This is a genomic window from Sporosarcina sp. ZBG7A (assembly GCF_000813425.1).
Lineage (GTDB): Bacteria > Bacillota > Bacilli > Bacillales_A > Planococcaceae > Sporosarcina.
Window position 1 is genome coordinate 107,268 of record NZ_JWIB01000007.1, and the last position, 25,610, is coordinate 132,877.

A 25,610-nucleotide genomic window follows, 5' to 3' on the forward strand; every position below is an offset into this window, starting at 1 on the left:
ATGATATCGCCCTTCTCAATCACTATAACACCCAATGTGGGTAATTGCCAAATGGTTTTTAATTGTTCAGATAATGTGAATATCAGCTGAATAGATTCCTCGTATGGTTCCATCGTCAAGCACCACTTCAAGACGTCCGTCTTCTGAAATACCTCTAGCAGTCGCTTCATAGGTGTCTTGCAGTGTCGAGATGCGAACACGTTTGCCGATGGAGTCTGCGTAGCTTTCCCAAAGGAGTTTAATGGGGGCGAATCCTTTTTCGACGTATAGCCCAACGTATAATTCTAAATAATCCAAGACTTTTGCCGTCAATTTTGCACGACTAACCGGTTGCCCTTCTTCAATACAAAGAGATGTGGCAATTGAACGGATCTCTTCAGGGAAATCTTCTGACTGCTGATTAACGTTCATGCCGATACCAAGAATGATGGCTTTTACACGATCCGGATCCGCTTGAAGCTCAGTCAGAATCCCTGTTAGTTTACGACCATCCACCAAGATGTCATTCGGCCATTTTATAGTAGGCGTGACATCCGTCAGCTCTTCGATAGCACGTACAATAGCGACTGCAGCCACAAGAGTCATTTGAGGTGCTTGCTGCGGGGTTAACCTGGGTCGTGTAATGACGCTCATCCAGATCCCCTTCCCAGCTACAGAAGACCAAGGGCGTGACAGTCTCCCTTTACCAGCGGTTTGCTCATCAGCAATAATAACAGTCCCGTCGGGTGCACCATTTTGGGCTTCTTCGTGTGCAAGTATCTGTGTCGATGGGCACGATTCAACATGACGAATGTTGCGTCCGTAGTTTTCAGTTTGCAAAAACTGTTGAACCGCCGCAGGACCTACTGTATCTGGTGAGTCGATTAAATAATACCCTCTTTTTCGAATCGAGCCAATTTCATACCCTTCACTTTCAAGTTCTTTTACATATTTCCAGATGGCGGTGCGGGATACACCATACTCATCTGCCAATTGTTGTCCTGACACTGGATTGTCTTTACCTGCTGACATTCTTTTTAGCAACTCACTTTTTACATTCGTATTCATGTAAAAACCATTCCTTTATCGCATTCTGTTCGTTCGGAATTACTTGATGTAGGACAGCGTGCTCAATGGCTTGAATCGCCTCTCCTAGCCATCTTCCTGCTTTTTTATCTGTCCATTCCATCAGTTGTTCACCTTTCACAGCTAATTCTTGCTTGGAATGAATCGGTAACCCATTCATTGCTTTCTCGATCTCGTTTTCATCGATTGTTACTCGATTGGTGAAAGCAACTATCATCTTTTCAACAGACACCAACGTCGAATACTCGGATGCGTAATAATCATCGATTGTATAAGCGCGCTGTTGTCTAATTTCAAAGAACTTTTGTATCGATTTCAAATACAACCGTTCCTTGTTTGATAATTTATATGCTCTTACGACCTCGGATGCATCGAAGTCACCAGCAATCATCAATGACGCCCACCCCTCCAGTGAATTTCGGAATGGAGCACACTGTAACCATGTATCTTGCCGCTTAGGGAATAAAGGAAGTGCCTCTGACAAATTTGTTTCTGCTAGTAACTTCAAAGCATCGTGAGCAAATTTACCTTGAAACAATTTATCGAACTCGCTTTTAATCCGCTCAACAGAGAGAGTTTTAATAGTACTGGCCAGGGCTGTAATCGATTCTTTTGTCGAGGATTCCAATTCAAATCCAAGTACAGATACAAACCGGACTGCCCGAATCATTCGAAGCGCGTCCTCATTAAAGCGTTCACTTGCATTCCCAACGGCCCGGATTGTTTTAGTCGACAAATCTTCCCTACCATTAAAAGGATCTACTACTTCTCCGTCCATTCGAAGAGCGAGGGCATTGATAGTAAAATCTCGTCTTTTCAAATCTTCTTCTAGAGAAGTTACAAAATGGACTTCATCCGGTCTGCGATTATCTGAATACGTTCCTTCCGTACGATAGGTCGTCACTTCAATCGGTTCGCCTGATTCGATCACCAATACGGTGCCATGCTCTGTTCCGAGGTCTATTGTGTTCTTGAAAACAGATTTTACTTGGTCAGGGGTCGCTGAAGTGGCAATATCGATATCTGTTGGTTCTTTCCCAAGAAGAAAGTCCCGTACAGCTCCTCCTACAAAAACGGCTTCATACCCAAATTCGTTTAAACGAGTGATGACTGTACGGCTTTTAGTAGTTCCAAACATATTAGCATTCCTTCTTTTGCAAGTCATAATAAAGCTTTTCATATTGTGCGACGATGGTGTCAGATGCGAACTTCCCTTTTACAGTTTTCATCGCGTTCTCTTTCATCTGTTGATGAACATCGCTGTCACTCAAAATACGGAGCGTTTTTTCTGCAATCGCATCCGGGTCACCTATAGGCACTATATGACCATTAATCCCCTCTTCAATCACTTCAGGAATTCCTCCTGCCTTTGTACCGACTGCAGGAACTCCACATGCGAACCCTTCTAATAACACAAGTCCGAATGCCTCTTTTTCAGAAGGAAGTACCATGACATCACTGAATGATAAAAGTTCTGGCAAGTCATCACGTTTTCCGGTAAAAATTACTTTTTCAGTAACGCCAAGCATGTCCACCAACCTACGAATTCTTGGAACCTCAGGACCCTCTCCAACTAATAAAAGTTTGGAGGGAACTTTTTCTACAATCTTCGCAAATGCACGAATCAGATCTGGAATTCTCTTGACACTTCTAAAATTTGATATATGAATGACTACTTTTTCATCCTTCTTAATATCGAAGTCCTCACGTAAAGATCCACATTCAACAGGATGGTACGTATCTTCATCGATGAAGTTATAGATGGTTATAATATCTTTGGTAGGCTCTATTAGCTCTATGGTTTCTTTACGTAGTGAGTCAGAAACCGCTGTTGTAATATCAGACTTATCAATTCCATATTTAACTGTATTGCGTAGTGCTGGATCGTGTCCAAGAATCGTCACATCCGTACCATGTAACGTCGTAATAATACCGATATCCGATTGAATCATGTCTTTCGCCAACACTGCTGACACTGCATGAGGAACCGCATAATGAACATGAAGCAAATCTAACTGATGCTCCTCAACGACTTGACCGATTCGATTTGCAAGAGCGATATCATACGGAGGATACTTGAATACTGCATATCCATCGATCCTTACCTCATGGAAATGGATATTCTCATGAGGTTCGTTATATCTAAACGGAAGGCTAGACGTTATAAAGTGAATTTCATGACCTTTTGCAGCCATTTTAATAGCGAGCTCCGTAGCTACTACTCCCGATCCTCCTAAGGATGGATAGCAAATGACACCTATTTTTAATCGTTCCATCCCATCATCCCTTACTTATTAAGATTTCATTACGTTATTTACAAATGTATAGTGCCCTTGGTTATCGCTCCAGTCGAATGATTTCCGAAAGGCTCGATTTCAATCCAATTAAAACACAGTGAGTTCGATGTCACGCGTAAAAGTCCTTCTATTTTGCTCTCCTACAAACAACTAACTTGTAGAGTGCATCACACTCTTTTGTTCAACATTTTAGATGAGTTCTTCTAACCCATTGATAAATTGATGTTGACTCATAGACTCACGCACGGCAAGAAGAACACCTGGCATGAAGCTTTTGCGGTCGAACGAATCGTGGCGGATGGATAATAACTCACCTTCACCACCAAGTAACACTTGCTGGTGTGCAAGCAATCCAGGCAAACGGACACTGTGGATCTTCATACCTTGGACGTCAGCCCCTCTTGCGCCATAAGCGTTCACTTGTTCGTCTGGATGCCCCTGTAGGTGCGGTGTCCTTACGCTCGAAATCATATCAGCTGTTTTAACCGCAGTCCCTGAAGGAGCATCCAACTTTCGGTCATGATGCATTTCGATAATTTCAACATCCCCTAGATAATGAGCGGCTTGCGCAGCAAACTTCATCATCAAAACTGCACCAATTGAGAAGTTAGGAGCTAAAATACAAGATAGTTCTTTTTGTTCGCTCAACATTTTCAACTGATCGATTTCTTCCAGTGTCAAACCTGATGTTCCAATAACAGGACGTATACCCAAAGTCAGCGCTTTTTGAGCATTTGGAAAGACTGCTTCCGGATCCGTTAAATCGAGAAGTACATCCGGCCTCGCAACTTCTGCCAATTTTGCAATAGAAGTATATACTTGAACTCCAGGTGAATGCTCTATAAGTGTACCCTCATTTATGTACCAACCATCGTATTTATAGTCAAGTGCTCCTACAAACTCCATATCTTGAGCTTCATTAATTGCTGCTGCTGCAGTACTTCCCATTCGTCCACGGGCACCTGCGATTGCGACACGGATTGTCATTTCATTTCCTCCTTTTTGGTCCAGCGGTCTGCGTCACGCGTTTTAAACTTATTAAGAACAGTATCCAATGCCTCCGTCAACTCAATTCCTTGAGCATTCGCAAAACAAATGAGTACAAATAACAAATCACCTGTCTCTTCAGTTAAAGTGCTCGCGCTTTCAGAACTCTTCTTTTTCTTCATACCATGTACATGCTGAACTTCACGGGATAACTCACCTAGTTCTTCTGTCAAACGGGCTATGAGCTCCATTGGCGGAAAGTATCCTTCTTTAAAGCTTGAAATGTATGCATCTACCTCTTTTTGCATTGCTTTCATCGTTTTCGATTCACTCATTGTCGCTCACACCTTTCTTTACTTATCGTATTCATTCATCTTCCTGTTGTCAAAATATATTGGATGACTGATAATAACACTAGTGCTTTTAGGAGAGTGATGAGATGTTCAAGGATATAAAGTTTAAAAATTTGTTTTTCATTGTACTCGGAGCTGCCATTTTCAGCTTTGGACTCGTTCATTTTAATATTCAAAACGAGTTAGCAGAAGGCGGATTTACAGGTATTACATTAATTCTCTTTTTTGCTTTCAAATGGGACCCTGCCATTATGAACTTAGTACTTAACATCCCTATGTTCATCATAGGATGGCGCATGCTCGGAAAGCGTATATTCACCTATACCGTCGTAGGGACAATTGCCGTCTCTGTTTTTCTAAAGGTGTTCATGAAGTATCAAATCGATATCCATCTTGAGGGAGACATGTTCCTTGTATCGTTATTCGCAGGTATCTTTATCGGTGTGGGACTTGGAATCATCTTTAGATTCGGAGGTACTACAGGTGGTGTAGACATTATTGCGCGGCTCGCCCAAATCCATTGGGGATGGAGCATTGGGAAAACGATGTTCATGTTCGATGCTGTGGTTATTCTGGTCTCTTGGTATGTGTATCTAGATCATCGTTCAGTCATGTACACGCTAGTTGCGTTATTTGTCGGTGCTCGAGTCATTGACTTTGTTCAAGAGGGCGCATATGCCGCAAGAGGGGCGTTTATCATCTCGGATCATCAAGATGCGATTGCAACTAAGATTGCTCTTGAGATGGACCGTGGAGTGACAGTGTTTAAAGGGTATGGCCACTTCACAAAAGCGGATCGTAGTATTTTGTACTGTGTCATCGCGAAGAACGAAATTATGAGGATGAAGAATATTATCACCTCAATCGATCCACATGCATTTGTCTCCGTTTCTGATGTCCATGATGTGATGGGAGAAGGCTTCACGTTAGACGATAAGAAACAACCGATTCCAAGATGAAAAATGCCCTACGCTAAAATTTAGCGTGGGCATTTTTTTGTTTAGTCACGGTTTAAGAAAATTGTTACAAGACGTAGCAATTCAAGTACAGCAACAGCAGCTGCTGCAACGTATGTCATTGCGGCTGCACTTAAAACTTTTTTCGCGTGGGGTTCTTCTTCGTTTCGAATGATCCCTAGCTCAACAATTTGAGTCATCGCTCTACTCGAGGCATTGAACTCTACTGGAAGCGTGACAATCTGGAATACCACTCCGACTGCCATCATGATGATTCCGATTCCGAGTAAACTGTTCATGCTTGAGAAAATCAGACCCGCCATGATAAATAACCAACTTGCGTTAGAAGTGATTCCAGCTACAGGAGCGAGGCGATGTCTAAATCTAAGGAACGCATAAGCTTCCTTGTCTTGGATGGCGTGACCGACTTCGTGAGCGGCTACAGCTGTTCCAGCGACAGATGCCTCGTGATAGTTTTGACTCGATAATGCAACGATTTTAGTTACTGGATTGTAGTGATCGCTCAAAACTCCTTGAGTTTCTACGACTTTTACATCTTGTAGGCCATTGTGGTCTAAGATTAGACGAGCGACTTGTGCACCAGTCATTCCAGATGTTGAACGAACTTTTGAATACTTGTTATACGTACTTTTTACTTTGAACTGTGCATACAATGGCAACAAAATTATGATGCCTAAATACACTAAGAAATTCAACGGTCCTCACCCTTTCCCTACTCCCTATTCTAGTGTGCTTGAAAGTGACTCGCAACTTTTAAGATACTTATTGGATTAGCTCTGTTACAATTTTATGACGACGCTTCCAATTCCATACCGCAAGTAAAATACAAACAATGGATAACCAAAACGTGAAGTAGCCTATGGTATCCATCATCTTCATCAGGTCCCCATAGATTGGCATCTGTCCAAAGACATAATCGATTACGTCATTATGCAACGTCCAAACAGCGGCTATTAAAATCGAAATCATCCCGAATTTGTACTTATTCCAATACAATACTCCCTGAAGAGCCATCGCCCCATGTGAAATAACAAGCATCCATCCAGCAGGACCAATTGAGCCCACTTCGTTCAATGTCAGCAGATTCATAACTACAGCCCATATCCCATATTTCACAAGAGTAATGAGAGCGAGAGCTTCAAACAATTTGAAATTCGTATTCAGTAACCAGCCGATGATAGCAAAGCAGAAAAACAAACTGGCGGTCGGGCTGTCGGGTACGAATATCCAATAAATCGGATCTGTGATTTCAAGTTGCCACATGTACCAATCATACCCGTATACAGTTCCAATGATATTGATGAACAATAAAATCCATAGGAACGATTTGTTGAACAGAATCATTCGTATCCAAGTTAGTGCAAATTGCATACCCTTCACTCCATACATTGCAGAATCCATTTATATGTATCAAAAAAGGAGTCAGTTTCCTGACTCCTTTAAGTTATTCTTTTCCTAGATTCGAGATGAACTCAGCCATAGTCGCCAAGTCTTCGTCTGAACCTTCCCATTGACCTGCAGGCATTGTACCAATACCATCATGGGCGATTTTTTCAATTTCTTCTGGTGAAAGTCCAGTATCTGTTAGTGGAAGACCCAATCCACCTTGGAACTGATCACCGTGACAGCCAATACAACTAGAACCCTGATAGAGCTCATATCCTGGGGCAGTTTCATCGAATTCAACCTCTTCAACGATTTTACCCTGTGCTGCCGCTTTTTCCCAGTCATGGTTAGCAACTGATTCCCATGTTAGGTAGAAGATAGCTGCGAAAGCTAAAAGCATAAAGCCTGTTGGCAACGGACGTTTCCATGGACGACGTTCTTTAGAAGTATCCATGAATGGAACGAGCATAAGTGCACCAACAGCAAGTCCTGGAACCACGATAGCTCCAATGACGTTAAATGGACCGGATGCAAATTCATACTTCAGCAACTGGTACATAAACAAGAAATACCAGTCAGGAAGAGGAATATATGTCGTATCGGTCGGATCCGCTTGTCGCTCAAGCGGTGATGGATGCGCTAATGTAATAATCAAATACCCAGTTAAGAAAATTGCTCCAATCATCCACTCTTTCAAGAGGAAGTTTGGCCAGAAGGCTTCCGTCTTACCCGGATATTCGGAATAGTCTTTAGGTGTGTTGGACATTCTATTCGTTTTAATACGTGAATCTCCAACGAATTTCATACCTTTTCCGTGCTGCATCTTGTTCCCTCCTTAGTGAGAAATCAAGGATTTCCTTATATTTTACAATGGTCCGGAAATACCTTGTCTTCTGATCATGATAAAGTGTGCTGCGAGCAATCCAAGAAGTGCTGCAGGCAGGAAGAATACGTGGATCGCAAAGAAACGCGTTAGCGTTTGTGCTCCAAGAATCGTAGCATCACCTGCAAGAAGGATCTTAATCCACTCACCTATAAACGGAACAGAAGCTGCAATCTCAATTCCTACTTTTGTAGCAAATAGTGCTTTCATATCCCATGGCAATAAGTATCCAGTGAATCCAAGACCTAAGATGACAACGAACAATAGTACGCCGACAACCCAGTTCAATTCACGAGGCTTTTTATAGGCACCTGTGAAGAATACACGTAATGTATGTAGGAACATCATTACAATTACGAGAGAGGCTCCCCAGTGGTGCATACCACGCACGATTTCTCCGTATGCAACTTCATTTTGAAGATAATAAACGGATTTCCAAGCATTTTCAATATCTGGAGTGTAATACATCGTTAGGAACATACCAGATAAGATTTGGATTACCGTGACGAAGAATGTCAATCCTCCGAAACAATAGATGAATGCAGAAAAATGATGTGCGGGGTTTACGTGTTCAGGTACTTCATGATCAGCGATATCGCGCCAAATAGGAGTGATATCAAGCCGTTCATCGACCCAATCATAAATTTTGTTCATCAATTTGATTGTACCCCCTGACTAATTAGACTAATGTGTTCGGCATTGTTTTACCGAGGTGGACATAACCGTCAATAACTTCCACTTCATACTGGTCAAGTGGACCCAATGGTGGAGTTCCAGCTACGTTTTTACCATTTTTTTCATAACGACCTGCATGGCATGGACAGAAATACTGATTAGGATGCGTATCGTCGCCTGCCCAGTTCACAGTACAGCCTAGGTGTTTACAAACAGGGGATAGTGCGATAATTTTATCGCCATCTCTATAGACCCAAGCAGTGTTTGAAACGTCTGATTTGTACCAAGCATCTTTACGGTCTTTGATCGTATAATCGACACGAACTGGCGTTTCAGTCACATCATCCGCTTTTTGTTCAGTAGGGATATAATCTCCACCATCCGCTGATGCTAATACCGGGTCAATTGCAAAGCGAATCATCGGCATTGCTGCTGCTGAAACCATGAATCCACCGACACCCATCAATGTGTAGTTAAGGAATTGGCGTCTAGACACTTTGCTGCTCATTCATTTCCCTCCTCTTACTCCAAAGTCAGTCCAACGGACATACTTTTGCTAATTGTTAATACTAGGACATATCTATAATATCCTACCACCACTTGAAATTCAACGTTGCATTTAAATGCGTTTTCTGTTTGTGAACAAATAATGAATTTTTCTCAGTTACAATTCACAAATCCTTCTATTAATCGCCTATTTTATCCATTCTTCCGTAAACCGCGGCAGTAGCTGCTTTAATTGGTCTTCCAAAATGGATTGTTTTAACCGATCATCCATATTTTCAATCGGAATGGAAGGCAACCATAACACTTTTTCTTGAATGTCAATGCTTGTCCATGCAGAATCCGTTGTAACATAAAAAACGTGTTTAAATGGGGATTTTGTTAAGTCTGTTGAAAGCATTCCACCGAATTGCTGAATGTCCATTGAAGGTGTGTAAGCAAAAGGGGGTGCTACCATGATTCTCCCTTTAAACTGTAATTCAATATAGTCTACTAAGTTCATTAAAAAGTCTGTTGAGGATGCGCTTGCTTTCATCCTCTCTTCAACTGTTTCAACTTTTATAAGAGGGACGACCAACGTATCTATGTATTCTTTTTGTTGCAAAAACAGATTCATATCTGAAGCATTCCAATTCATTGTATCCAACCTTTCCTAGTGAAGAATGACTCCATCACATTGATGGAGTCACCGCTCTTCAAATACTTTCAACTCGTTCAACATCGCTGATAAAGCCAAAAATTGTTTCTCATCATTTGCATCAAGGGCTTCATCTACATACTTCATCAATGTTTCTTTAGTCATCGTTGTTACACTTTCATGTAACAACTGTTTTGCAATCTGTCGATCCCGCTCACTGACTTGCTGATCCATTGGAAAATACGGATTCTCTTCAAGCACACTCGCATAATGTGGCGAGCTGTTGCTCTTTAGGAAGTTAAGCTGAATGAACATTTTTTCATCCGGATGCAAACGCAAATCATGAAACGATTTCTCCGCATCTGTTGTCATTAGACTCCCTTTGTAAAATCTGAAAGGCACACCATTCGAGTCAGTTGTCGAAATCACCATCGCTCGCGGACAAAAATGTGCGTCGTTTGTAAAATGAACATTTCTCAAAATCTTCTCATGGCTTAATAAGTAATTCAAAATCCAGACACATTCCCGGCGCTTTAAACGATAGCGCTTTAAAAACCACCTAATGAAATCCTTTTTGGCAGCGACAGGAATCATGGCTTCCATCTTACGCCTCCTCTTCTTCCTGATCCTCTAGAAATGATGTCCATTCAGGATGATCCGGTACAAGCTTCACCAGTTCCTTTACAATGTTCATCGCTTCCGGTCGTTTCCCTTCTTCTAGTAGAAACTTAGCGTATCTTTCTAGAAATTCCGGATCTTCCTTCATGCCAGTGTATGCCTGAACGTAAGAATCGTATGCCTCCGCATAACGTTCTAGATTCTCCTCAGCATATGCTTTGAATGCAGCAAGTAAAGGGATTTCCAACTGTTCTTCAGATGCATCTTGAAGAAGTTCCAGTAGGTTATCGTGTTGTTCTCGTTGTTCGAACAAAGAAGCTAGTGAAATGCGAGCTTCTACGTACTCGGGATCTAAAGCTAGTGCATCTCCCAAATAGCGCTCTGCATCTTCAGGTAGACCTAGCTTCAGTGCAATTTTACCCGCCGCAAGATGCAGCTCTTTGTCGAATTCGTCTCTTCGTATCCCTTCTTTAAAGAAAGAGAACGCTTTTTCACTTTCATCTAGTAATAGACTTGCCTGCCCCGCCAGCATATATGCAGAAAAATAGTCAGGATCCATTTCAATTAACTGATCTAAATGATTCAGCGCTGGTTGAGAATTTCCACTTTGGTATTGGCTATATGCTGCACCGAAAAGCGTGTCGGGATGTACATTCCCATGCTTTAGTAGAGACTCGTAATAAGGAACTGCTTCTTCATACGCACCACCGGCACTGTATGCTTCTGCAATCCGCGATTCAAGGGATGTGCCACCAACTTCATCGACTCCCCGTTCTCTCAGTTTCAAGTAAAGACGAACAGCTTCTGAATATTTACCACTCTCCAGCAGAAGTTCTGCTTTCGCAAAACGGATGACCGGCTCTTCTGGTGCAAGCTCTGCTGCTTCATCAATTTTAGATAATGCAACTTCTGCCATTCCAACCGTTTGATAATAATCGGCTAGCAATAAAAGTGCTTGCAGATACTCTTCTTCTTCTTTCTGTATATCCGTCAAGAGTAACAGCGCCTCGTCTTCTCTTCCCAACGCCATCATTGCTTCTGCTCGATCGATTTTCAGTTGACCTGCATCCGGCATGTGGGCGAGTAAAGCATCATATAACTGATCCGCTTGAGGAACGAGACCGTACTCCATTAGAAGAGTTGCACTGTCATAAACCGCATCAAACTCAGTGCTTTTCGAGAGTTGCTCAACCGTTTTTTCAATAGCTTGCAACTCGCCATTCATAATCATGTTTTCTAACTGTTGTACCTGCTCCATAGTTTCTCCTTTTTTAACACGTTGTATACAATAAGTCCATTAGTGTTTCGATCGAGTCAACGAATTAAGATGTTCGAAAAACCCAGGATAGGAAACATTAATACAGGAAGCATCTTCAATCTGTACAGGCCCTTCAGTCACTAATGATGCAATGGCAGCCATCATTCCTAATCGATGATCACCGTGAGAGCTAAGTGTTGCACCATTTAGTTTTGTTGGACCTGTAACACGCATCCCGTCAGGCGTCGGTTCGATGGATGCACCTAGCTTTTGTAGTTCAGAGCAAACCGCTTCGATCCTGTCCGTCTCTTTCACCCGAAGTTCCTCAGCGTCCTTAATAATCGTGGTCCCTTTTGCTTGAGTTGCAAGTAATGCAATTACAGGTAACTCGTCAATCAATCTCGGTATTAGAGAACCACTAATTTCAATCGCACGTAAGTCGGAAGTTTCTACTGTGAGCTCTCCATAGGGTTCACCTTCCACTTCAACCTCATGCTCAATAGATACTTTAGCTCCCATCTCTTTCAATACATCTACAATCCCCGTGCGAGTGGGATTGAGTCCGACATCTTTAAAAGTAATGGAACTTCCCGGAACCATTGCCGCTGCACACATAAAAAAGGCAGCAGAAGAAATGTCGCCAGGCACTTTCACATCACACGCTTGTAAGGACTGTCCACCAACAATTGACACTGAGGTTCCTTCTGTTTGGACTTTCGCTCCAAACTGTTGAAGCATACGTTCAGTATGGTCACGTGAGATAGCTTTTTCAGTAACAACTGTCGTCCCATCTGCTGAAAAACCTGCAAATAATAGAGCGGATTTCACTTGTGCACTGGCAATAGGCATTTCATAAGACATGGCTTTGAGAGGAGAACCTTTCACCGTTAACGGTAACGTTCCTGCTACATGATCACTCTCAAATTTAGCGTCCATTTCAGTCAATGGTGTTGTGACACGACGCATCGGTCGCTTACATAAGTAACGATCACCTGTAATTTCAGCAGTTACCTTCGATCCTGCGAGAATTCCTAGCAATAATCTAGCTGTGGTCCCGGAATTTCCAGCGTCCAATGCTTCATCCGGATTTTTCCACGCCGTGATTCCTGGACTTTTAACGGTTACATTTGTTCCACTTCTCTCAATATTCACTCCGAGCTGGGAGAAAATACGGATTGTTGAAAGACAATCTTCGCCGGCAAGAAAACCACTTATATTCGTTGTACCCTTTGCAATAGCACCGAGCATGACGGCGCGATGCGAAATCGATTTATCACCTGGAACTTGTAAAGTACCATTCAATGAGCCTCCTTCAAAGGAAGCTGTAATCTTATCTATTTTCTCCATAAAAAGCGCCTCCGTCAAAGTATTTGCATAGAGTACTCAGTTTCTTTCTCAAGCACTTGTGCAGCATTATTCCGTTCCGCTGCAGAACGGAAGCTGATGACGAGAATTCCATATACATCAGTCCGAGTTTCAACGATACGAATATTAGTCAAACTAATCTCTTTCACAGCCAAAATACGTGTGATTTCAGAAATCACTCCCGGATGATCGGGGACATCTATATGAAGGTCGAACTGCATATACAGAGCGCCTTGAGCTTCGTCCTTTGTAACCGAAGGAAGATTGTCGCGAAACTGTTTCGCTTGATCGAAAAATTGTTGAATCGTACTTGGGTCATTGTCAGTTAGCATTTCTCGTACCGTATGCATTTCAGACAGCCATCTATCTAACTGACCTACTAACTCTTCTTTGTTCTGAACAGTGATATCCCGCCACATAACCGGATCCGCCGATGCAATCCGTGTAAGATCTCGGAAACCACCAGCAGCAAGTCTTCGCACAAAGGGCTGTTGTTGTTCTTGGTAAGAAAGCAGGTTCACGAGAGAGGATGCGATAATATGAGGGAAGTGACTAACTACTGCAGTCATCTGATCATGCTCAGATGCACCTAGCACGGCTAATTTCCCTTGTGTCACTGTTAACAGTGTTTTCATGCGTTCGAGATCACCTGAATGACAACTTTCTACAGGAGTTAGCACATAATAGGCGTTTTCAAATAGATGCTCGATAGCTGCCGAAATTCCACTTTTATGTGACCCCGCCATCGGATGTCCTCCAATAAAGGTAATTCCTTTGTCGATCAAACCACTTGCAGCATTCATGATCGGTTGTTTGGTGCTTCCAGTATCACTTACAATTACAGTTGGTTTCATCTCCCACGATACTGCTTCCTGTAATAGTTGCGCAGTTGCCGCAACAGGCACAGCAAATATGAGGAAATCTGCTTCTTTTGCTGCCGCTTTGACTGAAGGTGCGACGGAGTCAATTATACCTCTTCGATAAGCTTCATCCGCCGATTTATAGGAACGATCAAATCCCGTAATTACGACATCAGGATTTCGTTTCAACGCTAATGCTAGGGAACCACCGATCAGCCCTAGTCCAATGATAGATACGTTAGTTGTCATAGGTTTAACCTCTGTTTGTCAATAGTGTTTCGAACGCTTTGAAAAAACCAGTATTTTGCTCTTCAGAACCGATAGTCACACGAATTCGATTAGGCGTTCCAAGTAGATCTCCACTTCGTACGATATAGCCAAGTTGCATTAACTGATTTGATGCTTCATTTGCATTTATAGGGACTTCAATTAGGACAAAGTTCGCTTCAGATGGATTAATGGCCAAATCATTCTCCCTTGCAAATTCTTCAAAACGCTTTCGCTGTTTCGCATTTTCAAGACGACATTCATCAATGAAAGTCTGGTCTTCCAAAGCTTTTTCAGCAACAAGGAGAGATAGAGAACTTGTATTAAATGGATTTCTAACTTTGTTGAGCTCAGTAATAACTTCAGAAGAAGCGATTCCATATCCAACACGGAAGGAGGCGAGACCGTATGCTTTCGAGAATGTCCGCAAAATCATGAGATTCGGGTATTCAGATAGCCATTGAATCGGATCCTCATAACTCTCCTCAGTTATGTATTCAAAGTATGCTTCATCCAAAACAGTCAAGATCGTTCTAGGCACTTCATCTAAAAACTTTTTCAAGCTATTAGATGGGATCAAGTCACCTGTAGGATTGTTTGGGCTACAGATCCAGATAACCGATGTTGCCGAATCGATTTCTTGTAAGAATTGTTTAAGATCGTGTTGACCACCCACTAACGGAACTTCACGTACTTCCGCTCCTTCAATTCTTGCATTGTGTCCATATTGCGGAAATGATGGTGTTGGCATTACCGTATTCGACTCACTTGTTAAGAGTGTACGACAAATAATCGTAATAAGATCATCTGATCCATTTCCTAGGATGACATTAGATTCATCCACTCCTAATTTTTCTGCAAGTTTCGTTTTGAGTGGAGGAGCACCGGTCTCAGGATACATTTCAATCTGAATCTCTGGATTCGCTAAAAGTTTACGTACCGAAGGAGCACAACCATAAGGATTTTCGTTAGAAGCTAGCTTTACAAGTTCTTCTAAGCCGAATTCCTTTTGTACCTCTTCAATAGATCTACCTGGTTTATACGGCTTCATAGTTGCTAGTGCTGGTTTCCAATTCATGTGCGATCTCCTCCTGTATGATGACCTATTTCTTAAGATCGGGTCTAAGTTTCACTGCATCATTTTGATAGATATGAATGATATCTTGCTGCGCAACCTCTGTGTTGACATGCATGAGTACACGTATACACAGTGGCATCCCCCCAGATACGTCCATTTCATGCATACACATCACAGGAACATATGTCCAACCTTCTATTGTACGTACCGCTTTTGCAGGAAATGCGGATTGTACGTCGACAGTTGTAGAGATTAGCACAGAAACGATGTCTTCGGCCTCTAAATTATTTTCATTAGCCATTGTTTGAACTAATAGCTCGGTTGCTTCTAAAACAGCTTGTTGGTCATCCTGACTTACGGTTGTCGCACCCCTTACGCCTCTTACTGTCATGTTTGCACTTCCCCCTTTATACGCGAAATCAGTTCATAAAATGAGTGTTCACATTGTTCTTCAGAAACTTTTTGAGCAAATGGATTTCCAAGACTCTTGAGTAAAACAAAGACCAATTCTCCTGAGGACACTTTTTTATCCTTTTTCATGAAAGGTAACAGTGCACTGAATTCAACTTCCAAAATTGCCTGTATTGGATATCCACCATGATCAGCAAAGCGAATAAACCTGTGTGTGAATTCCGGTGTGATATCGCCATAGGTTTCACTTAACAAAAGACTATACGCCATACCGATCATGACACACTCCCCATGACTGACTTTACCAAATCCAAAATATGCTTCTACGGCATGACCTAGAGTATGACCGAAGTTCAAAAACTTACGCATATCTTGTTCAAATTCGTCTTGTGAAACAATATCAGCTTTAACTTGAATCCCTTTTATAAGCTCAGATGTTAACACGTCCGCAGAAAAGTGCGGGAAGTCAGAATTCAAAAGCAATGACTCCGTCCAGTCAGCATCTGATATCAATGCATGTTTTAGGAGCTCAGCCATGCCAGAGCGTATTTCCCGTTTTGGTAGGGTCGTAAATAGATCAGGCTGGAATAGAACACCAGCCGGCTGATGAAATGCCCCGACCATATTTTTACCTTCTGGCATGTTAATAGCAGTTTTACCGCCTACAGCACTATCATGAGCAAGTATCGTTGTCGGGCATTGGAGGAATGGAATCCCCCTCATAAAGGTTGCAGCGACAAATCCAGTCAAGTCACCACAAGCTCCTCCACCGAATGCAATTAATACAGATTGTCTAGTGAAATTATGCTGCAGCAAAAACGAGTGGCAACTCATGAAACTTATTGGGGTTTTACTCTCTTCTCCCGCTGGAAGGATATGCAGCTCATAGTCAATCCCGGCTGCTTTTAATGCTTGTTCAAGTTTATCCAAGTGATATGAGGCAGCTGTCGCATCTGCAAAAACCCCGACTTTATCTGCATTATGCAGTAACTCTTTGTACTCCGTGGCAAAGAGCTCGTATACCTCTTCGCTAATGTGAACGTCGTATGAAGTGTTTTTTGTTTTGACGGTGAGTTGTTCCATCGCTTAAAACTCCTTTGCGTAAAGACGGTATTGCTCTAGGTCAGCTTTCAGTCCATCCATTTCAAACGAACGAAATTCTTCGATAATCACTTTAGCTAATTCAGTGGCAATTACGTGTTCCGCAACGACGGATGCAGCAGGTACTGCACATGGATCAGACCGCTCGATGGTTGCTGTAAATGGCTCCTTCGTGTCGATATCGACACTTTCTAACGGTTTATACAACGTCGGAATCGGTTTCATGACTCCTCTAATGACAATCGGCATTCCCGTCGACATACCACCTTCTAACCCTCCAAGACGATTCGATTTTCTGAAATAGCCTCTCTCTTCGGACCATACGATTTCGTCATGTACTTCACTCCCGAAACGCTTTGCCATTTCAAAGCCAATCCCGAATTCTACACCTTTGAACGCATTAATGGACATCATAGCCGCTGCAAGACGACCGTCTAACTTCCGGTCAAACTGAGCGTAACTTCCCATACCAGGTGGGCATCCTTCAATTACAACTTCCACTACCCCACCCAAAGTGTCTCCACGACCTTTTGCGTCATCGATTGCTTCTACCATGGCTTGTGACACTTCGGAATCCGCACAATATACAGGATCGGCTTCCACTTGTGCACGAATCTCTTCCATCGTAAGCTCAGCAGTTGAAGCGGAATCAGCGACAATACCTCCGATTTCGACAACATGCGCAATCGTATTGATACCGAGTTCTCGTAAAAATTGTTTTGCCACAGCACCTGCAGCTACTCGCATCGTTGTTTCACGTGCAGATGAGCGCTCTAGTACGTTTCTAAGATCTCGATGCCCGTATTTAATGCCCCCTACTAAGTCTGCATGACCAGGTCTTGGCCGCGTAATCTGACGTTTAATATCCTCGGGTCTAACGTTCTCTGGAAGAGGTTCAACACCCATAATAGATGTCCAATGCTTCCAATCATCGTTGACGACTGTTAATGTCACAGGTGAACCAAGTGTTTTCCCATGGCGGACACCAGATGAAATAACTACCTGATCTTTTTCAATCTGCATTCTGCGACCTCTTCCATGTCCACCTTGGCGGCGTGAAAGTTCTCTTGTTATCATTTCAGCTGTCAATGGTAATTGCGCCGGTAATCCTTCAATAATCGTGGTCAACTCTGGACCGTGTGATTCTCCCGCTGTTAATATCCTCATTTCCATATCCCCCTTTTGATACTTGCTGAAATGAACCATTGTTAGCACTTTACCAAACTACAGCAATATTGACTACTTGTTTAAACAAAAAAACCCGGAAATGTCCGGATTTTTCATATTTTCTTATAAAAGAAGGTATCTTCAGATTCAAGACCATAGCGTTCGGGACTGAATATCTGTTCAGTGCTCCCTACAAAAAGAATACCTCCAGGTTTCAACGCTTTTGCGAAGTTCGTGTAAATTTGATCTTTGGCTTCTTCTGTAAAGTAAATCATGACATTTCTGCAGACGATTAGGTCAAAGTCATTACCATACGCATCATCGAGCAAATTATGTTGTTTAAATACCACAGTTTTTTTCACTTCGTCAGTAACCTGGAAAAACTGGCCTTCTTGCTTAAAATACTTTTTCTTGACATTAGGAGGCACTTCTTTCAAAGAACGTTCCGGATAAAGACCTACCTTAGCTTTTTCAAGCACTCCATTATCCAAGTCAGTCGCTGAAATCGTAATTTCTCTTAACGGAAGGTGATTGGACAGAACCATCGCCATCGAATACGGTTCCTCTCCTGTAGAACATGCAGCACTCCAACACTTCAACTTTTTAGTCTTCTGTATAAGTTGTGGGAGGATTTTTGTGTCTAACACTTCCCATCGTTGCGAGTTCCTGTAAAATTCAGATACATTTATCGTCATTCGGTCCAGGAATTCATCCATCATGGAACGATCATTGCGGATTAACTCAAAGTACTCGGTGAAATTTTTACATCCTCGTTTTTCATAAAGCGATGTTAGACGTCTTTTCATTTGCGCTTCTTTATAAAGAGATAGGTCAATTCCTGTTTTTTGTTTTACACTGGCGATAAATTTCGTGTAATCGGACAATTGTTTACCTCCATCCATCCAGCAATTATGTATAACAAAAACAGCCGGCGGAACCCGCTAGGCTGTTTTTGCTTTGTATTAGTTGATCCAGCTGTTTACTACTTTTTCGTAAGAAGAAAGTTCTTCTTCTTTAAAGAACAAACCGATTTCACGCTCTGCAGATTCTGGTGAATCTGAACCGTGGATGATGTTCTTTGCAACAGTAACCGCGAAATCACCGCGGATTGTTCCTGGAGCTGATTCTTTAGGGTTAGTAGCACCCATCATAAGGCGTGCTGTAGAGATAACGTTTTCGCCTTCCCATACCATTGCGAATACAGGACCAGATGTAATGAAGTCAACAAGTTCGCCGAAGAATGGGCGCTCTTTGTGCTCACCGTAGTGCTGCTCTGCAAGTTCTTGAGAAATTGTCATCAATTTCCCTCCAACTAGCTGATATCCTTTGCTTTCGAAACGGTTTACGATTTCACCAATTAGACCACGTTGAACGCCGTCAGGTTTTACCATTAAAAATGTTTTTTCCATAATTCAATTACACTCCTTCATAGTGACAAATCGGGATTACCCCTACTGATCGTACCAAAGGTGAAACGATCTTTCAATTTTTTCTTTTTCTGCGAGAATTTAAAATGTTCGTTTAGCAAGAAAATCAGCTACTTGTTCAAACGCTTTTTTCGCATCGCTATCCGGTAACATCCGTATCTCAGCTGTCGCTTTTTCTAGATATAGGTCACTTACCTCATGAGCTTTTTCAATGGCTCCACTCTCTCTTATATAGCGCAACATTTCTGTACGTTCCTTTTCTGACAACGTTCCATCAAATGCCTTTGTTAAATAAGGTTGGAACGAAGGTTCGTTTCGGATATACAAAATAGGTAACGTCAGATGTCCATTAAGAAGATCAGAACCAGCGGGTTTTCCTAATTGCTTGTCCGAAGATGTTAAGTCTAATATGTCGTCGACAATTTGAAACGCCATTCCAGCATAATATCCAAAGTTCCTCAATCGACGCACAACTTCATCATCCGCATTAGAGATTAATGCACCTAGCTCACAGCTAGATGATAGGAGAAGCGCTGTTTTCCGCTTGATGCGACGCAAATAATCTCGAAATGATTGGTCCGTTCTTCTTTGGTAGTCAAATTGAATAATCTCACCTTTACAGATTTCGAGCATTGTATCTGCTAGCAATTTATGCACGGAAGTCATTTCAATTTCACCAATTGAAGTTAACGCGCGCGAAAAAATGAAGTCGCCAGTGTACATCGCAACTCGATTATCCCACTTTGCTTTAACGGTTTTGCGCCCTCTTCTCATATTTGAATCATCAATGACATCGTCATGAACGAGAGAAGCCATGTGGACTAGCTCTAAGGAAACCGCTACTTTTGCGGTTGTTTCCATCGAATAATCCCCGAACTTGGAAGAAAGAAATACGAAAATTGGACGGATCCTCTTCCCTCCAGCTCTCAGCAAATGAATGGATGCTTGCTGAATAAGCGGAGAATCCGATTGAACGGCATTCTCAAGCTCTTTCTCGATATAAATGAGTTCCTTTCGGAAATCGGTATATAATGCCATCGCCTTCAACTTTTCCAAAATGATTCCCTTCTCCCGCCTGCTTATTATTTGATCGCGATATGTCCGGCAGCTACCCCGCCACTATATGGACGATAATCGACTTGAGTAAATCCAGCAGACTTAAATAGCTGAGCTAATTCCTCACGACCCGGAAACTCGTCAGCAGATTCTTGAAGCCAAGAATACTCTTTATAACTTTTCGCGAACAACTTTCCGAATACCGGCATAATGTAATTAAAGTACAATCTGAATAATTGACGATATCCAGGAATTTCTGATTGAGACGTTTCCAAGCACGCAACGATCCCACCAGGTTTAACGACTCGGTACATTTCTCTCAACGCGGTTTCATAATTGGGTACATTCCGTAAGCCGAAACCGATTGTCACATAGTCAAATGTATTATCTTCAAATGGTAGGTCCATCGCATTCCCTTGAATCAGAGTAATGTTAGGATACTTGTCAGTTTTAGGCGCAGCTGAAGAGAGCATTGCTTCGCTAAAATCAAGACCTGTCACATCTCCTTCACTCCCAATGGTTTGTGCTAAAGAGATGGTCCAGTCAGCCGTCCCACAACAGACGTCTAAAGCCTTAGATCCTGCTTTTACATTCATGCGCTTCATAATGTCAGCACGCCATTTTTTGTGCAAGTTAAAACTAATGACAGAATTCATCTTGTCATAATCAGTTGATATCGATTCGAATACAGAATGTACTTTCTGTTCTTTAGATTGACTCAAGTGGAATCTCCTCTTTTCAATGTCAGCTAAGCGGTTTCAACGGGTTCACAAGCTCATGAATTACCTGTTGAAGTACCGGGTGCAACGAACTCATTTGCTCAAGCTCTAGATTGAGCTTTGGTAAGAGTAAATCCATCGCCTGTTGAACAATGGTTTCATCAATTGCAAATGCTTGTTGCTCTGTGGGGTTAGCCATCCTATCCAGCCTTACAAACGTAAGTACAGTCTCCGATAGCTCAAGATAGCTTTCAAAACCATACGACTTATAGTATGTAGCAGTGCACCCTGACTCGATGACTTTTAGCCTTTCAAGTAAGATCGGACCAGTCGTACGTCTTTCATGGTGCAACGATGTTTTTTGTTCGTTTATATGGGCGATTGTTTGGGATAATTCGCGTATAAATCCGAACTCACCAATTTCAGCTAAAATCCGATAGTGGATGCCACTGAAATGATCACCAGCCAGTACTGTAAGTTGTTGCTCAGCAGACGTCGCATGAGTACTTTCTATGCGATCGTGAATATCGAGCGCAGCGTGAATTGCTCCAAGAGACAAAGTGATCTTTCTAAGTTTGTCATCCTTGATTTTTTCGTTCACAATGGGCAGCAAAAGAAAAAACGCTTTAATGGAGTCAACAGGAAAATGACCGATTTCCCGTTTCAAAATGGGTTCACGGAGTGCATATTGCAAGTCGCTTATATATTTTTCTACAATTGAATTCAATTCGTGTTTATTCATCACCGTTTCTCCATTTCAAGGCATCTAACAAGTGAACGATGCAGGTTGCTGTTATGCTCTCTCTTCACTGGAGACAACCCCGTGCGCAGTTGTAATCTCTGCACTCCCACGGATTTTCATAGCGGATGTGTGTTCTGTAAACTGGGCAATCATCACTTCTCCACAGTCAAGTTTTTCCGTATGATGAAATTTCGTGTCGTTTCCACGGGTTAACCCGATAACACTGACACCATCTTCTTTTGCTTTAATGACGATGTAATCTGGTGCAGTCATAGTTCTCTCCCCCGTCTTTCATATCTTACCTATCATATCATAGTTAAACCGCGATCCGCAAAGGACCACAACCTTACTTTACAAGCGAAAGAATTTCTGATCGTTTGACATCATCGTGTTCGTAAATTCCTCTAGCCGCTGTTGTAATTGTTTTCGAACCTGGTTTTTTTATACCTCGCATCGTCATGCACATATGTTCTGCTTCGATGATGACGTATACACCGTGTGGTTTCAACATCTCCATCATTACTTCTGCAACGGTTGTCGTAATTCGTTCTTGCAATTGAGGACGCTTAGCCGTTGTTTCAACAGCTCTTGCTAATTTACTGAGTCCTGCCACAACGCCGTCACGGGGTATGTATGCAATATGGGCAACACCAAAAAATGGAACGAGGTGATGTTCACACATCGAGTAAAATGGAATGTCCTTTACAAGGACGACTTCTTCATGTTGTTCATGAAAAACGGTTTCAAAGTACATACGAGGATCGTCCGCCATTCCTGCGAACACTTCTGCATACATTTTTGCAACGCGCTTTGGTGTTTCCAACAATCCTTCACGTTCCGGATCTTCACCGATCGCTTCGAGGATCATCGTGACCGCCTGTTCTATTTTCCCAAAATTCACTTCTTCCATCGATGGAACCTCCTCTGATGCACATCTAGTCTTTCAAAATAGTAGCATACTCCTCGCATTCAGTACAGTTGATGGCTCGTATTTTCCGCGTAATACGGAAAGAAGCCCGCCAGCTTATCCGTTATGGACGTCTGACGGGCTTCTATGTAATTGAACTCACTTTACAGCATCTTTCAATGCCTTACCTGCTTTGAATGCAGGAACTTTGCTAGCTGCGATTTCAATTTCTTCTCCAGATTGTGGATTACGGCCTTTACGAGCAGCACGCTCGCGTACTTCGAAGTTACCGAAGCCAATCAATTGTACCTTCTCACCCTTTGAAAGAGCGTCTTGGATTGTTTCGAATACAGTTTCAACAGCTTTTGTTGCATCCTTCTTAGAAAGACCTGCTTCTTCTGCTACGGAGTTGATCAATTCAGTTTTGTTCATCTCGTTCACCTCCTCTCAAACAATTGTTTAACCTCTTTAACACTGTAAAAAGAGTAACATAACCAATTCTAGGGTGCAAGAATATTGTAGTCAAGGTGTTGCTTACGTAACCCAAAAACAGAAAAAAGACCCGCTGTAGACGGATCTTTACTCATTAGACGATGAACGTCACCATACCTTTATTTCCTTCATTCACCATTTTTTCAATGGTCTCACGCAGTCTTCTACGTGCGCTGGAAGGGACTGCAGACGTCTTAAATCGGATACTTTCCTTCAACACTTCATGTAGAGGTGTTCCAAACAATTGAGTCTCCCAAAGCGCTTCACGGTCGTGTAAATAAGCATTTTTCAGTTCTTTCAACAAGTGATGACTATGGAATTCTGACCCGATGAGTGGAGCAAATTCTGCCTCCATGTCAATCCGGATAACATGTAGCGCAGGAGCTGTCGCTTTCATGCGTACTCCATAAAAAGAGTCTTGTTTGATAAGTTCAGGCTGTGTCGGCTGAAAATCTGCAATGGTTGGCAGTGCGACCCCATATCCATCCTTTTTCGCAGTCTCGATCGCCTCAGCGAACATATCATAAGACTTTTTCGCTTTAACCGCTTCTTGGATGAATATCAGCCAGTCTTTCTTCGTTTTCATCTCAGTATCCATGTAGGACTCACAAACTCCCAAATACGTTTGTTCGTCTATTTTCAAGTCCAGGATGGCTCTTCCTTTTCCTGCATCTACCTCAATAACTTCTGCGTGCTTAATATAGTCCTCTTCATTCAACCGCTCCGCTAGTTGTTGAACTTTACGGATCTTGGATGCTTCAAGGAATCCTTCATTGATTATTTCATCAATATTCGAATTCAAATAATGCTCTGAGCCTAGTACATCCATCCAGTCTGGCTTTTGAAGATCAATATGTGTAATTGGGAATTCATAAAGAGCTTCTTTTAAAATCAATTGGATTTCCTGCGCATTCAACTGATCCGCACTAATTGCGATGACAGGAACGCCATGCTCTTCCTGTAATTGTTGTTTTAGTTGAACCGTTTTCTCATGTGCCGGCATTTTCGAGTTCAGAACAATGACAAACGGCTTACCAATTTCCTTAAGTTTTGATACAATTTCTGTTTCCGCAGCTTCAGCAGAAGATCTCGGAATATTATTGACTGTTCCGTCGGTAGTCAGCAAGATACCGATTGTTGAGTGATCTCGAATGACTTTGTCTGTCCCGATACGAGCCGCCTCTTCAAATGGAATCGGTTCATTATGCCATGGAGTATGGACGTATTTCGGTCCATCCTCATCCTCGTACCCTTTCACTCCATCGATGACATACCCCACACAGTCTGCTAGTCGAATTTGAAAAGAGAGTTCCCCATCTCCAATCGATACCGCCGTTCCTTGTGCAGGGACAAATTTCGGCTCGGCTGTCATAATGACTGGACCTGGAGAGCTTTGTGGGAGCTCATCCTGTGCTCGAGTACGGTCTGCCTGCTCACTCATATTGGGGATAACTACTTCTTCCATAACACGTTTAACAAAAGTGGATTTTCCGACACGAACAGGACCTACCACTCCGATATAAATATCGCCATCTGTTCGTCTCGCTAAGTTTTCATATAGTTCTTCTTTCATTTCCATCGTCCTCCTTTTCTACGCATAGTAGTTTATGAAAACAAAAAACGTTTCATGCATAAAAGCACGAAACGTTTTTTGTTTAGTTAGACGATTTCATGAAAATCGGTTCGTTGTTATCGTTCACCGTATATGGTAATGAATACGCAGGGAGTATTGGATTTTTGTCTGAAAGCAAGAATCGAATGTCCTCACCCGGTTTCACATCAGGCTTTTCCTTTTCCAAAATACGATTTAAATCTATTGAATAATCGATATAGAAATTGCCATCTCCACCGACAACGAGTGGTAAATGAGCATCAGAATATGGACTCTCTACAGTCAACGGTTCCTTTAGTCCCATTTTTTCGAAGTCCACTTCATAGACGTTCGCACCTTCTTGAACAGGGTCTTTGAAAGGAAGTACACCATTCACCGTTTTTCGTAATATTAGTTCCCGAATTCTTTCTGCAACACGCAAATCCACTAGTTTAACGGTTGGATTTTCCTCCACGTCCATTAAAACATACTGATAAATCCCCCCTTGCTCATAAGCATTTGAAGGGATTTTCTCCGTTAGCGATGGAACAATTTTAGTAAAGTCGATTGGATACTTTATATATTGATCAATATCCATATCCCGCGTTTTAATCGGCAATAAACCTTGGGATTGTTCTCTGTACGTATCTACAGCTTTTTGAACAGTCTCCAGCTGGTCCTCATACGGCCTCTGCTTGCTTTCCATTTCATCTTGAGGGTACATGCATCCTGACAAAAGAACAGAGATTATCGCCATTATAGGAAGACATAACATTCTTTTCATGGG

General features: G+C 42.2%; 30 protein-coding genes. 1 reads left to right on the forward strand and 29 read right to left on the reverse strand.

What is annotated here, in order from left to right:
* Positions 1-66: 66 nt before the first annotated feature.
* From RL70_RS01985 to RL70_RS02005, 5 genes are all read right to left on the reverse strand, one after another.
* Positions 67-1,047, reverse strand: coding sequence for a biotin--[acetyl-CoA-carboxylase] ligase (locus tag RL70_RS01985; RefSeq protein ID WP_039041759.1), 981 nt, complete (start codon positions 1,045-1,047; stop codon positions 67-69).
* On the reverse strand, positions 1,025-2,203 hold the full coding sequence (locus tag RL70_RS01990; RefSeq protein ID WP_039041760.1) for a CCA tRNA nucleotidyltransferase: 1,179 nt from the start codon (positions 2,201-2,203) through the stop codon (positions 1,025-1,027). The genes RL70_RS01985 and RL70_RS01990 overlap by 23 nt, the downstream gene beginning before the upstream one ends.
* A gap of 1 nt (position 2,204) precedes the next feature.
* Positions 2,205-3,341: an N-acetyl-alpha-D-glucosaminyl L-malate synthase BshA gene (gene bshA / locus RL70_RS01995; protein ID WP_039041761.1), complete on the reverse strand. Its 1,137-nt coding sequence runs from the start codon at positions 3,339-3,341 to the stop codon at positions 2,205-2,207.
* Positions 3,342-3,551: 210 nt separating this feature from the next.
* Positions 3,552-4,349 carry a 4-hydroxy-tetrahydrodipicolinate reductase gene (gene dapB / locus RL70_RS02000; RefSeq protein WP_039041762.1) on the reverse strand — a complete coding sequence of 266 codons (798 nt, stop codon included), beginning with the start codon at positions 4,347-4,349 and terminating at the stop codon, positions 3,552-3,554.
* The gene (locus RL70_RS02005; RefSeq protein WP_039041763.1) at positions 4,346-4,684 is read right to left on the reverse strand and encodes a nucleotide pyrophosphohydrolase; all 339 of its coding nucleotides are present in this window, start codon (positions 4,682-4,684) and stop codon (positions 4,346-4,348) included. Before RL70_RS02005 ends, dapB begins: the two co-directional genes overlap by 4 nt.
* 104 nt (positions 4,685-4,788) lie before the next feature.
* Here RL70_RS02005 and RL70_RS02010 point away from each other — a divergent pair, with 104 nt between their 5' ends.
* On the forward strand, positions 4,789-5,661 hold the full coding sequence (locus RL70_RS02010; protein ID WP_039041764.1) for a YitT family protein: 873 nt from the start codon (positions 4,789-4,791) through the stop codon (positions 5,659-5,661).
* 41 nt (positions 5,662-5,702) lie between these two features.
* On the opposite strand, the gene RL70_RS02015 is transcribed toward RL70_RS02010, so the two are convergent.
* The 24 genes from RL70_RS02015 to RL70_RS02130 form a co-directional block, all read right to left on the reverse strand.
* On the reverse strand, positions 5,703-6,374 hold the full coding sequence (locus RL70_RS02015) for a zinc metallopeptidase (RefSeq protein ID WP_039041765.1): 672 nt from the start codon (positions 6,372-6,374) through the stop codon (positions 5,703-5,705).
* Positions 6,375-6,441: 67 nt separating this feature from the next.
* Positions 6,442-7,050, reverse strand: coding sequence for a DUF1405 domain-containing protein (locus RL70_RS02020; protein ID WP_039041835.1), 609 nt, complete (start codon positions 7,048-7,050; stop codon positions 6,442-6,444).
* A gap of 73 nt (positions 7,051-7,123) precedes the next feature.
* Entirely contained in the window at positions 7,124-7,888 is a 765-nt protein-coding gene (locus RL70_RS02025) for a menaquinol-cytochrome c reductase cytochrome b/c subunit (protein WP_039041766.1), read from the reverse strand.
* 42 nt (positions 7,889-7,930) lie between these two features.
* A complete protein-coding gene (gene qcrB, locus RL70_RS02030; RefSeq protein ID WP_039041767.1) occupies positions 7,931-8,605 on the reverse strand; it encodes a menaquinol-cytochrome c reductase cytochrome b subunit in 675 nt (224 codons plus the stop codon).
* A 22-nt stretch (positions 8,606-8,627) separates the two neighbouring features.
* The gene (locus RL70_RS02035; RefSeq protein ID WP_039041768.1) at positions 8,628-9,131 is read right to left on the reverse strand and encodes a ubiquinol-cytochrome c reductase iron-sulfur subunit; all 504 of its coding nucleotides are present in this window, start codon (positions 9,129-9,131) and stop codon (positions 8,628-8,630) included.
* A 186-nt stretch (positions 9,132-9,317) separates the two neighbouring features.
* Complete coding sequence (locus RL70_RS02040) at positions 9,318-9,764, reverse strand: DUF2487 family protein (RefSeq protein ID WP_039041769.1); 447 nt, start codon at positions 9,762-9,764, stop codon at positions 9,318-9,320.
* A gap of 48 nt (positions 9,765-9,812) precedes the next feature.
* A complete protein-coding gene (locus RL70_RS02045) occupies positions 9,813-10,367 on the reverse strand; it encodes a ReoY family proteolytic degradation factor (protein ID WP_039041770.1) in 555 nt (184 codons plus the stop codon).
* Between the two features lies 1 nt (position 10,368).
* The gene (locus RL70_RS02050) at positions 10,369-11,640 is read right to left on the reverse strand and encodes a tetratricopeptide repeat protein (RefSeq protein ID WP_039041771.1); all 1,272 of its coding nucleotides are present in this window, start codon (positions 11,638-11,640) and stop codon (positions 10,369-10,371) included.
* 39 nt (positions 11,641-11,679) lie between these two features.
* Positions 11,680-12,987, reverse strand: coding sequence for a 3-phosphoshikimate 1-carboxyvinyltransferase (aroA, locus tag RL70_RS02055; protein WP_052245728.1), 1,308 nt, complete (start codon positions 12,985-12,987; stop codon positions 11,680-11,682).
* A 14-nt stretch (positions 12,988-13,001) separates the two neighbouring features.
* Positions 13,002-14,114, reverse strand: coding sequence for a prephenate dehydrogenase (locus RL70_RS02060; RefSeq protein WP_039041772.1), 1,113 nt, complete (start codon positions 14,112-14,114; stop codon positions 13,002-13,004).
* Between the two features lie 4 nt (positions 14,115-14,118).
* Positions 14,119-15,210 carry a histidinol-phosphate transaminase gene (gene hisC / locus RL70_RS02065; protein ID WP_039041773.1) on the reverse strand — a complete coding sequence of 364 codons (1,092 nt, stop codon included), beginning with the start codon at positions 15,208-15,210 and terminating at the stop codon, positions 14,119-14,121.
* Between the two features lie 25 nt (positions 15,211-15,235).
* Positions 15,236-15,601, reverse strand: coding sequence for a chorismate mutase (aroH, locus tag RL70_RS02070; RefSeq protein ID WP_039041774.1), 366 nt, complete (start codon positions 15,599-15,601; stop codon positions 15,236-15,238).
* Positions 15,598-16,704 carry a 3-dehydroquinate synthase gene (gene aroB / locus RL70_RS02075; protein WP_039041775.1) on the reverse strand — a complete coding sequence of 369 codons (1,107 nt, stop codon included), beginning with the start codon at positions 16,702-16,704 and terminating at the stop codon, positions 15,598-15,600. The genes aroH and aroB overlap by 4 nt, the downstream gene beginning before the upstream one ends.
* A gap of 3 nt (positions 16,705-16,707) precedes the next feature.
* Positions 16,708-17,889 carry a chorismate synthase gene (gene aroC, locus RL70_RS02080; protein WP_039041776.1) on the reverse strand — a complete coding sequence of 394 codons (1,182 nt, stop codon included), beginning with the start codon at positions 17,887-17,889 and terminating at the stop codon, positions 16,708-16,710.
* 113 nt (positions 17,890-18,002) lie between these two features.
* Positions 18,003-18,773 carry a protein-glutamate O-methyltransferase CheR gene (locus tag RL70_RS02085; protein WP_039041777.1) on the reverse strand — a complete coding sequence of 257 codons (771 nt, stop codon included), beginning with the start codon at positions 18,771-18,773 and terminating at the stop codon, positions 18,003-18,005.
* A gap of 78 nt (positions 18,774-18,851) precedes the next feature.
* Positions 18,852-19,298: a nucleoside-diphosphate kinase gene (gene ndk, locus RL70_RS02090; protein ID WP_025784884.1), complete on the reverse strand. Its 447-nt coding sequence runs from the start codon at positions 19,296-19,298 to the stop codon at positions 18,852-18,854.
* A 99-nt stretch (positions 19,299-19,397) separates the two neighbouring features.
* Complete coding sequence (locus RL70_RS02095) at positions 19,398-20,372, reverse strand: polyprenyl synthetase family protein (protein WP_039041778.1); 975 nt, start codon at positions 20,370-20,372, stop codon at positions 19,398-19,400.
* A gap of 26 nt (positions 20,373-20,398) precedes the next feature.
* Positions 20,399-21,094, reverse strand: a complete 696-nt coding sequence (locus tag RL70_RS02100) for a demethylmenaquinone methyltransferase (RefSeq protein WP_039041779.1) — start codon at positions 21,092-21,094, stop codon at positions 20,399-20,401.
* Between the two features lie 22 nt (positions 21,095-21,116).
* Positions 21,117-21,833, reverse strand: a complete 717-nt coding sequence (locus RL70_RS02105) for a heptaprenyl diphosphate synthase component 1 (RefSeq protein WP_039041780.1) — start codon at positions 21,831-21,833, stop codon at positions 21,117-21,119.
* A gap of 51 nt (positions 21,834-21,884) precedes the next feature.
* A complete protein-coding gene (gene mtrB / locus RL70_RS02110) occupies positions 21,885-22,106 on the reverse strand; it encodes a trp RNA-binding attenuation protein MtrB (protein WP_025784889.1) in 222 nt (73 codons plus the stop codon).
* 73 nt (positions 22,107-22,179) lie between these two features.
* Positions 22,180-22,743 carry a GTP cyclohydrolase I FolE gene (gene folE / locus RL70_RS02115; protein ID WP_025784890.1) on the reverse strand — a complete coding sequence of 188 codons (564 nt, stop codon included), beginning with the start codon at positions 22,741-22,743 and terminating at the stop codon, positions 22,180-22,182.
* 156 nt (positions 22,744-22,899) lie between these two features.
* Positions 22,900-23,172, reverse strand: a complete 273-nt coding sequence (locus tag RL70_RS02120; RefSeq protein ID WP_039041781.1) for an HU family DNA-binding protein — start codon at positions 23,170-23,172, stop codon at positions 22,900-22,902.
* 154 nt (positions 23,173-23,326) lie between these two features.
* Positions 23,327-24,805 carry a stage IV sporulation protein A gene (gene spoIVA / locus RL70_RS02125; protein WP_052245729.1) on the reverse strand — a complete coding sequence of 493 codons (1,479 nt, stop codon included), beginning with the start codon at positions 24,803-24,805 and terminating at the stop codon, positions 23,327-23,329.
* Between the two features lie 82 nt (positions 24,806-24,887).
* The gene (locus tag RL70_RS02130; protein WP_039041783.1) at positions 24,888-25,607 is read right to left on the reverse strand and encodes a hypothetical protein; all 720 of its coding nucleotides are present in this window, start codon (positions 25,605-25,607) and stop codon (positions 24,888-24,890) included.
* Positions 25,608-25,610 lie beyond the last annotated feature (3 nt).

Excerpts from the sequence above, each read along its gene's own strand:
- RL70_RS02060 (WP_039041772.1), bottom strand. The coding sequence starts at position 14,114 with ATGACAACTAACGTATCTATCATTGGACTAGGGCTGATCGGTGGTTCC.
- RL70_RS02020 (WP_039041835.1), bottom strand. The coding sequence starts at position 7,050 with ATGCAATTTGCACTAACTTGGATACGAATGATTCTGTTCAACAAATCG.
- bshA (WP_039041761.1), bottom strand. The coding sequence starts at position 3,341 with ATGGAACGATTAAAAATAGGTGTCATTTGCTATCCATCCTTAGGAGGA.
- RL70_RS02105 (WP_039041780.1), bottom strand. The coding sequence starts at position 21,833 with ATGAATAAACACGAATTGAATTCAATTGTAGAAAAATATATAAGCGAC.
- RL70_RS02120 (WP_039041781.1), bottom strand. The coding sequence starts at position 23,172 with ATGAACAAAACTGAATTGATCAACTCCGTAGCAGAAGAAGCAGGTCTT.
- RL70_RS02040 (WP_039041769.1), bottom strand. The coding sequence starts at position 9,764 with ATGAATTGGAATGCTTCAGATATGAATCTGTTTTTGCAACAAAAAGAA.
- RL70_RS02045 (WP_039041770.1), bottom strand. The coding sequence starts at position 10,367 with ATGGAAGCCATGATTCCTGTCGCTGCCAAAAAGGATTTCATTAGGTGG.
- hisC (WP_039041773.1), bottom strand. The coding sequence starts at position 15,210 with ATGAATTGGAAACCAGCACTAGCAACTATGAAGCCGTATAAACCAGGT.
- mtrB (WP_025784889.1), bottom strand. The coding sequence starts at position 22,106 with ATGACTGCACCAGATTACATCGTCATTAAAGCAAAAGAAGATGGTGTC.
- RL70_RS02005 (WP_039041763.1), bottom strand. The coding sequence starts at position 4,684 with ATGAGTGAATCGAAAACGATGAAAGCAATGCAAAAAGAGGTAGATGCA.
- aroC (WP_039041776.1), bottom strand. The coding sequence starts at position 17,889 with ATGAGGATATTAACAGCGGGAGAATCACACGGTCCAGAGTTGACCACG.
- aroB (WP_039041775.1), bottom strand. The coding sequence starts at position 16,704 with ATGGAACAACTCACCGTCAAAACAAAAAACACTTCATACGACGTTCAC.
- ndk (WP_025784884.1), bottom strand. The coding sequence starts at position 19,298 with ATGGAAAAAACATTTTTAATGGTAAAACCTGACGGCGTTCAACGTGGT.
- aroH (WP_039041774.1), bottom strand. The coding sequence starts at position 15,601 with ATGACAGTAAGAGGCGTAAGGGGTGCGACAACCGTAAGTCAGGATGAC.
- folE (WP_025784890.1), bottom strand. The coding sequence starts at position 22,743 with ATGGAAGAAGTGAATTTTGGGAAAATAGAACAGGCGGTCACGATGATC.
- RL70_RS02050 (WP_039041771.1), bottom strand. The coding sequence starts at position 11,640 with ATGGAGCAGGTACAACAGTTAGAAAACATGATTATGAATGGCGAGTTG.
- RL70_RS01985 (WP_039041759.1), bottom strand. The coding sequence starts at position 1,047 with ATGAATACGAATGTAAAAAGTGAGTTGCTAAAAAGAATGTCAGCAGGT.
- dapB (WP_039041762.1), bottom strand. The coding sequence starts at position 4,349 with ATGACAATCCGTGTCGCAATCGCAGGTGCCCGTGGACGAATGGGAAGT.
- RL70_RS02130 (WP_039041783.1), bottom strand. The coding sequence starts at position 25,607 with ATGAAAAGAATGTTATGTCTTCCTATAATGGCGATAATCTCTGTTCTT.
- RL70_RS02025 (WP_039041766.1), bottom strand. The coding sequence starts at position 7,888 with ATGCAGCACGGAAAAGGTATGAAATTCGTTGGAGATTCACGTATTAAA.
- spoIVA (WP_052245729.1), bottom strand. The coding sequence starts at position 24,805 with ATGAAAGAAGAACTATATGAAAACTTAGCGAGACGAACAGATGGCGAT.
- RL70_RS02035 (WP_039041768.1), bottom strand. The coding sequence starts at position 9,131 with ATGAGCAGCAAAGTGTCTAGACGCCAATTCCTTAACTACACATTGATG.
- RL70_RS01990 (WP_039041760.1), bottom strand. The coding sequence starts at position 2,203 with ATGTTTGGAACTACTAAAAGCCGTACAGTCATCACTCGTTTAAACGAA.
- RL70_RS02010 (WP_039041764.1), top strand. The coding sequence starts at position 4,789 with ATGTTCAAGGATATAAAGTTTAAAAATTTGTTTTTCATTGTACTCGGA.
- aroA (WP_052245728.1), bottom strand. The coding sequence starts at position 12,987 with ATGGAGAAAATAGATAAGATTACAGCTTCCTTTGAAGGAGGCTCATTG.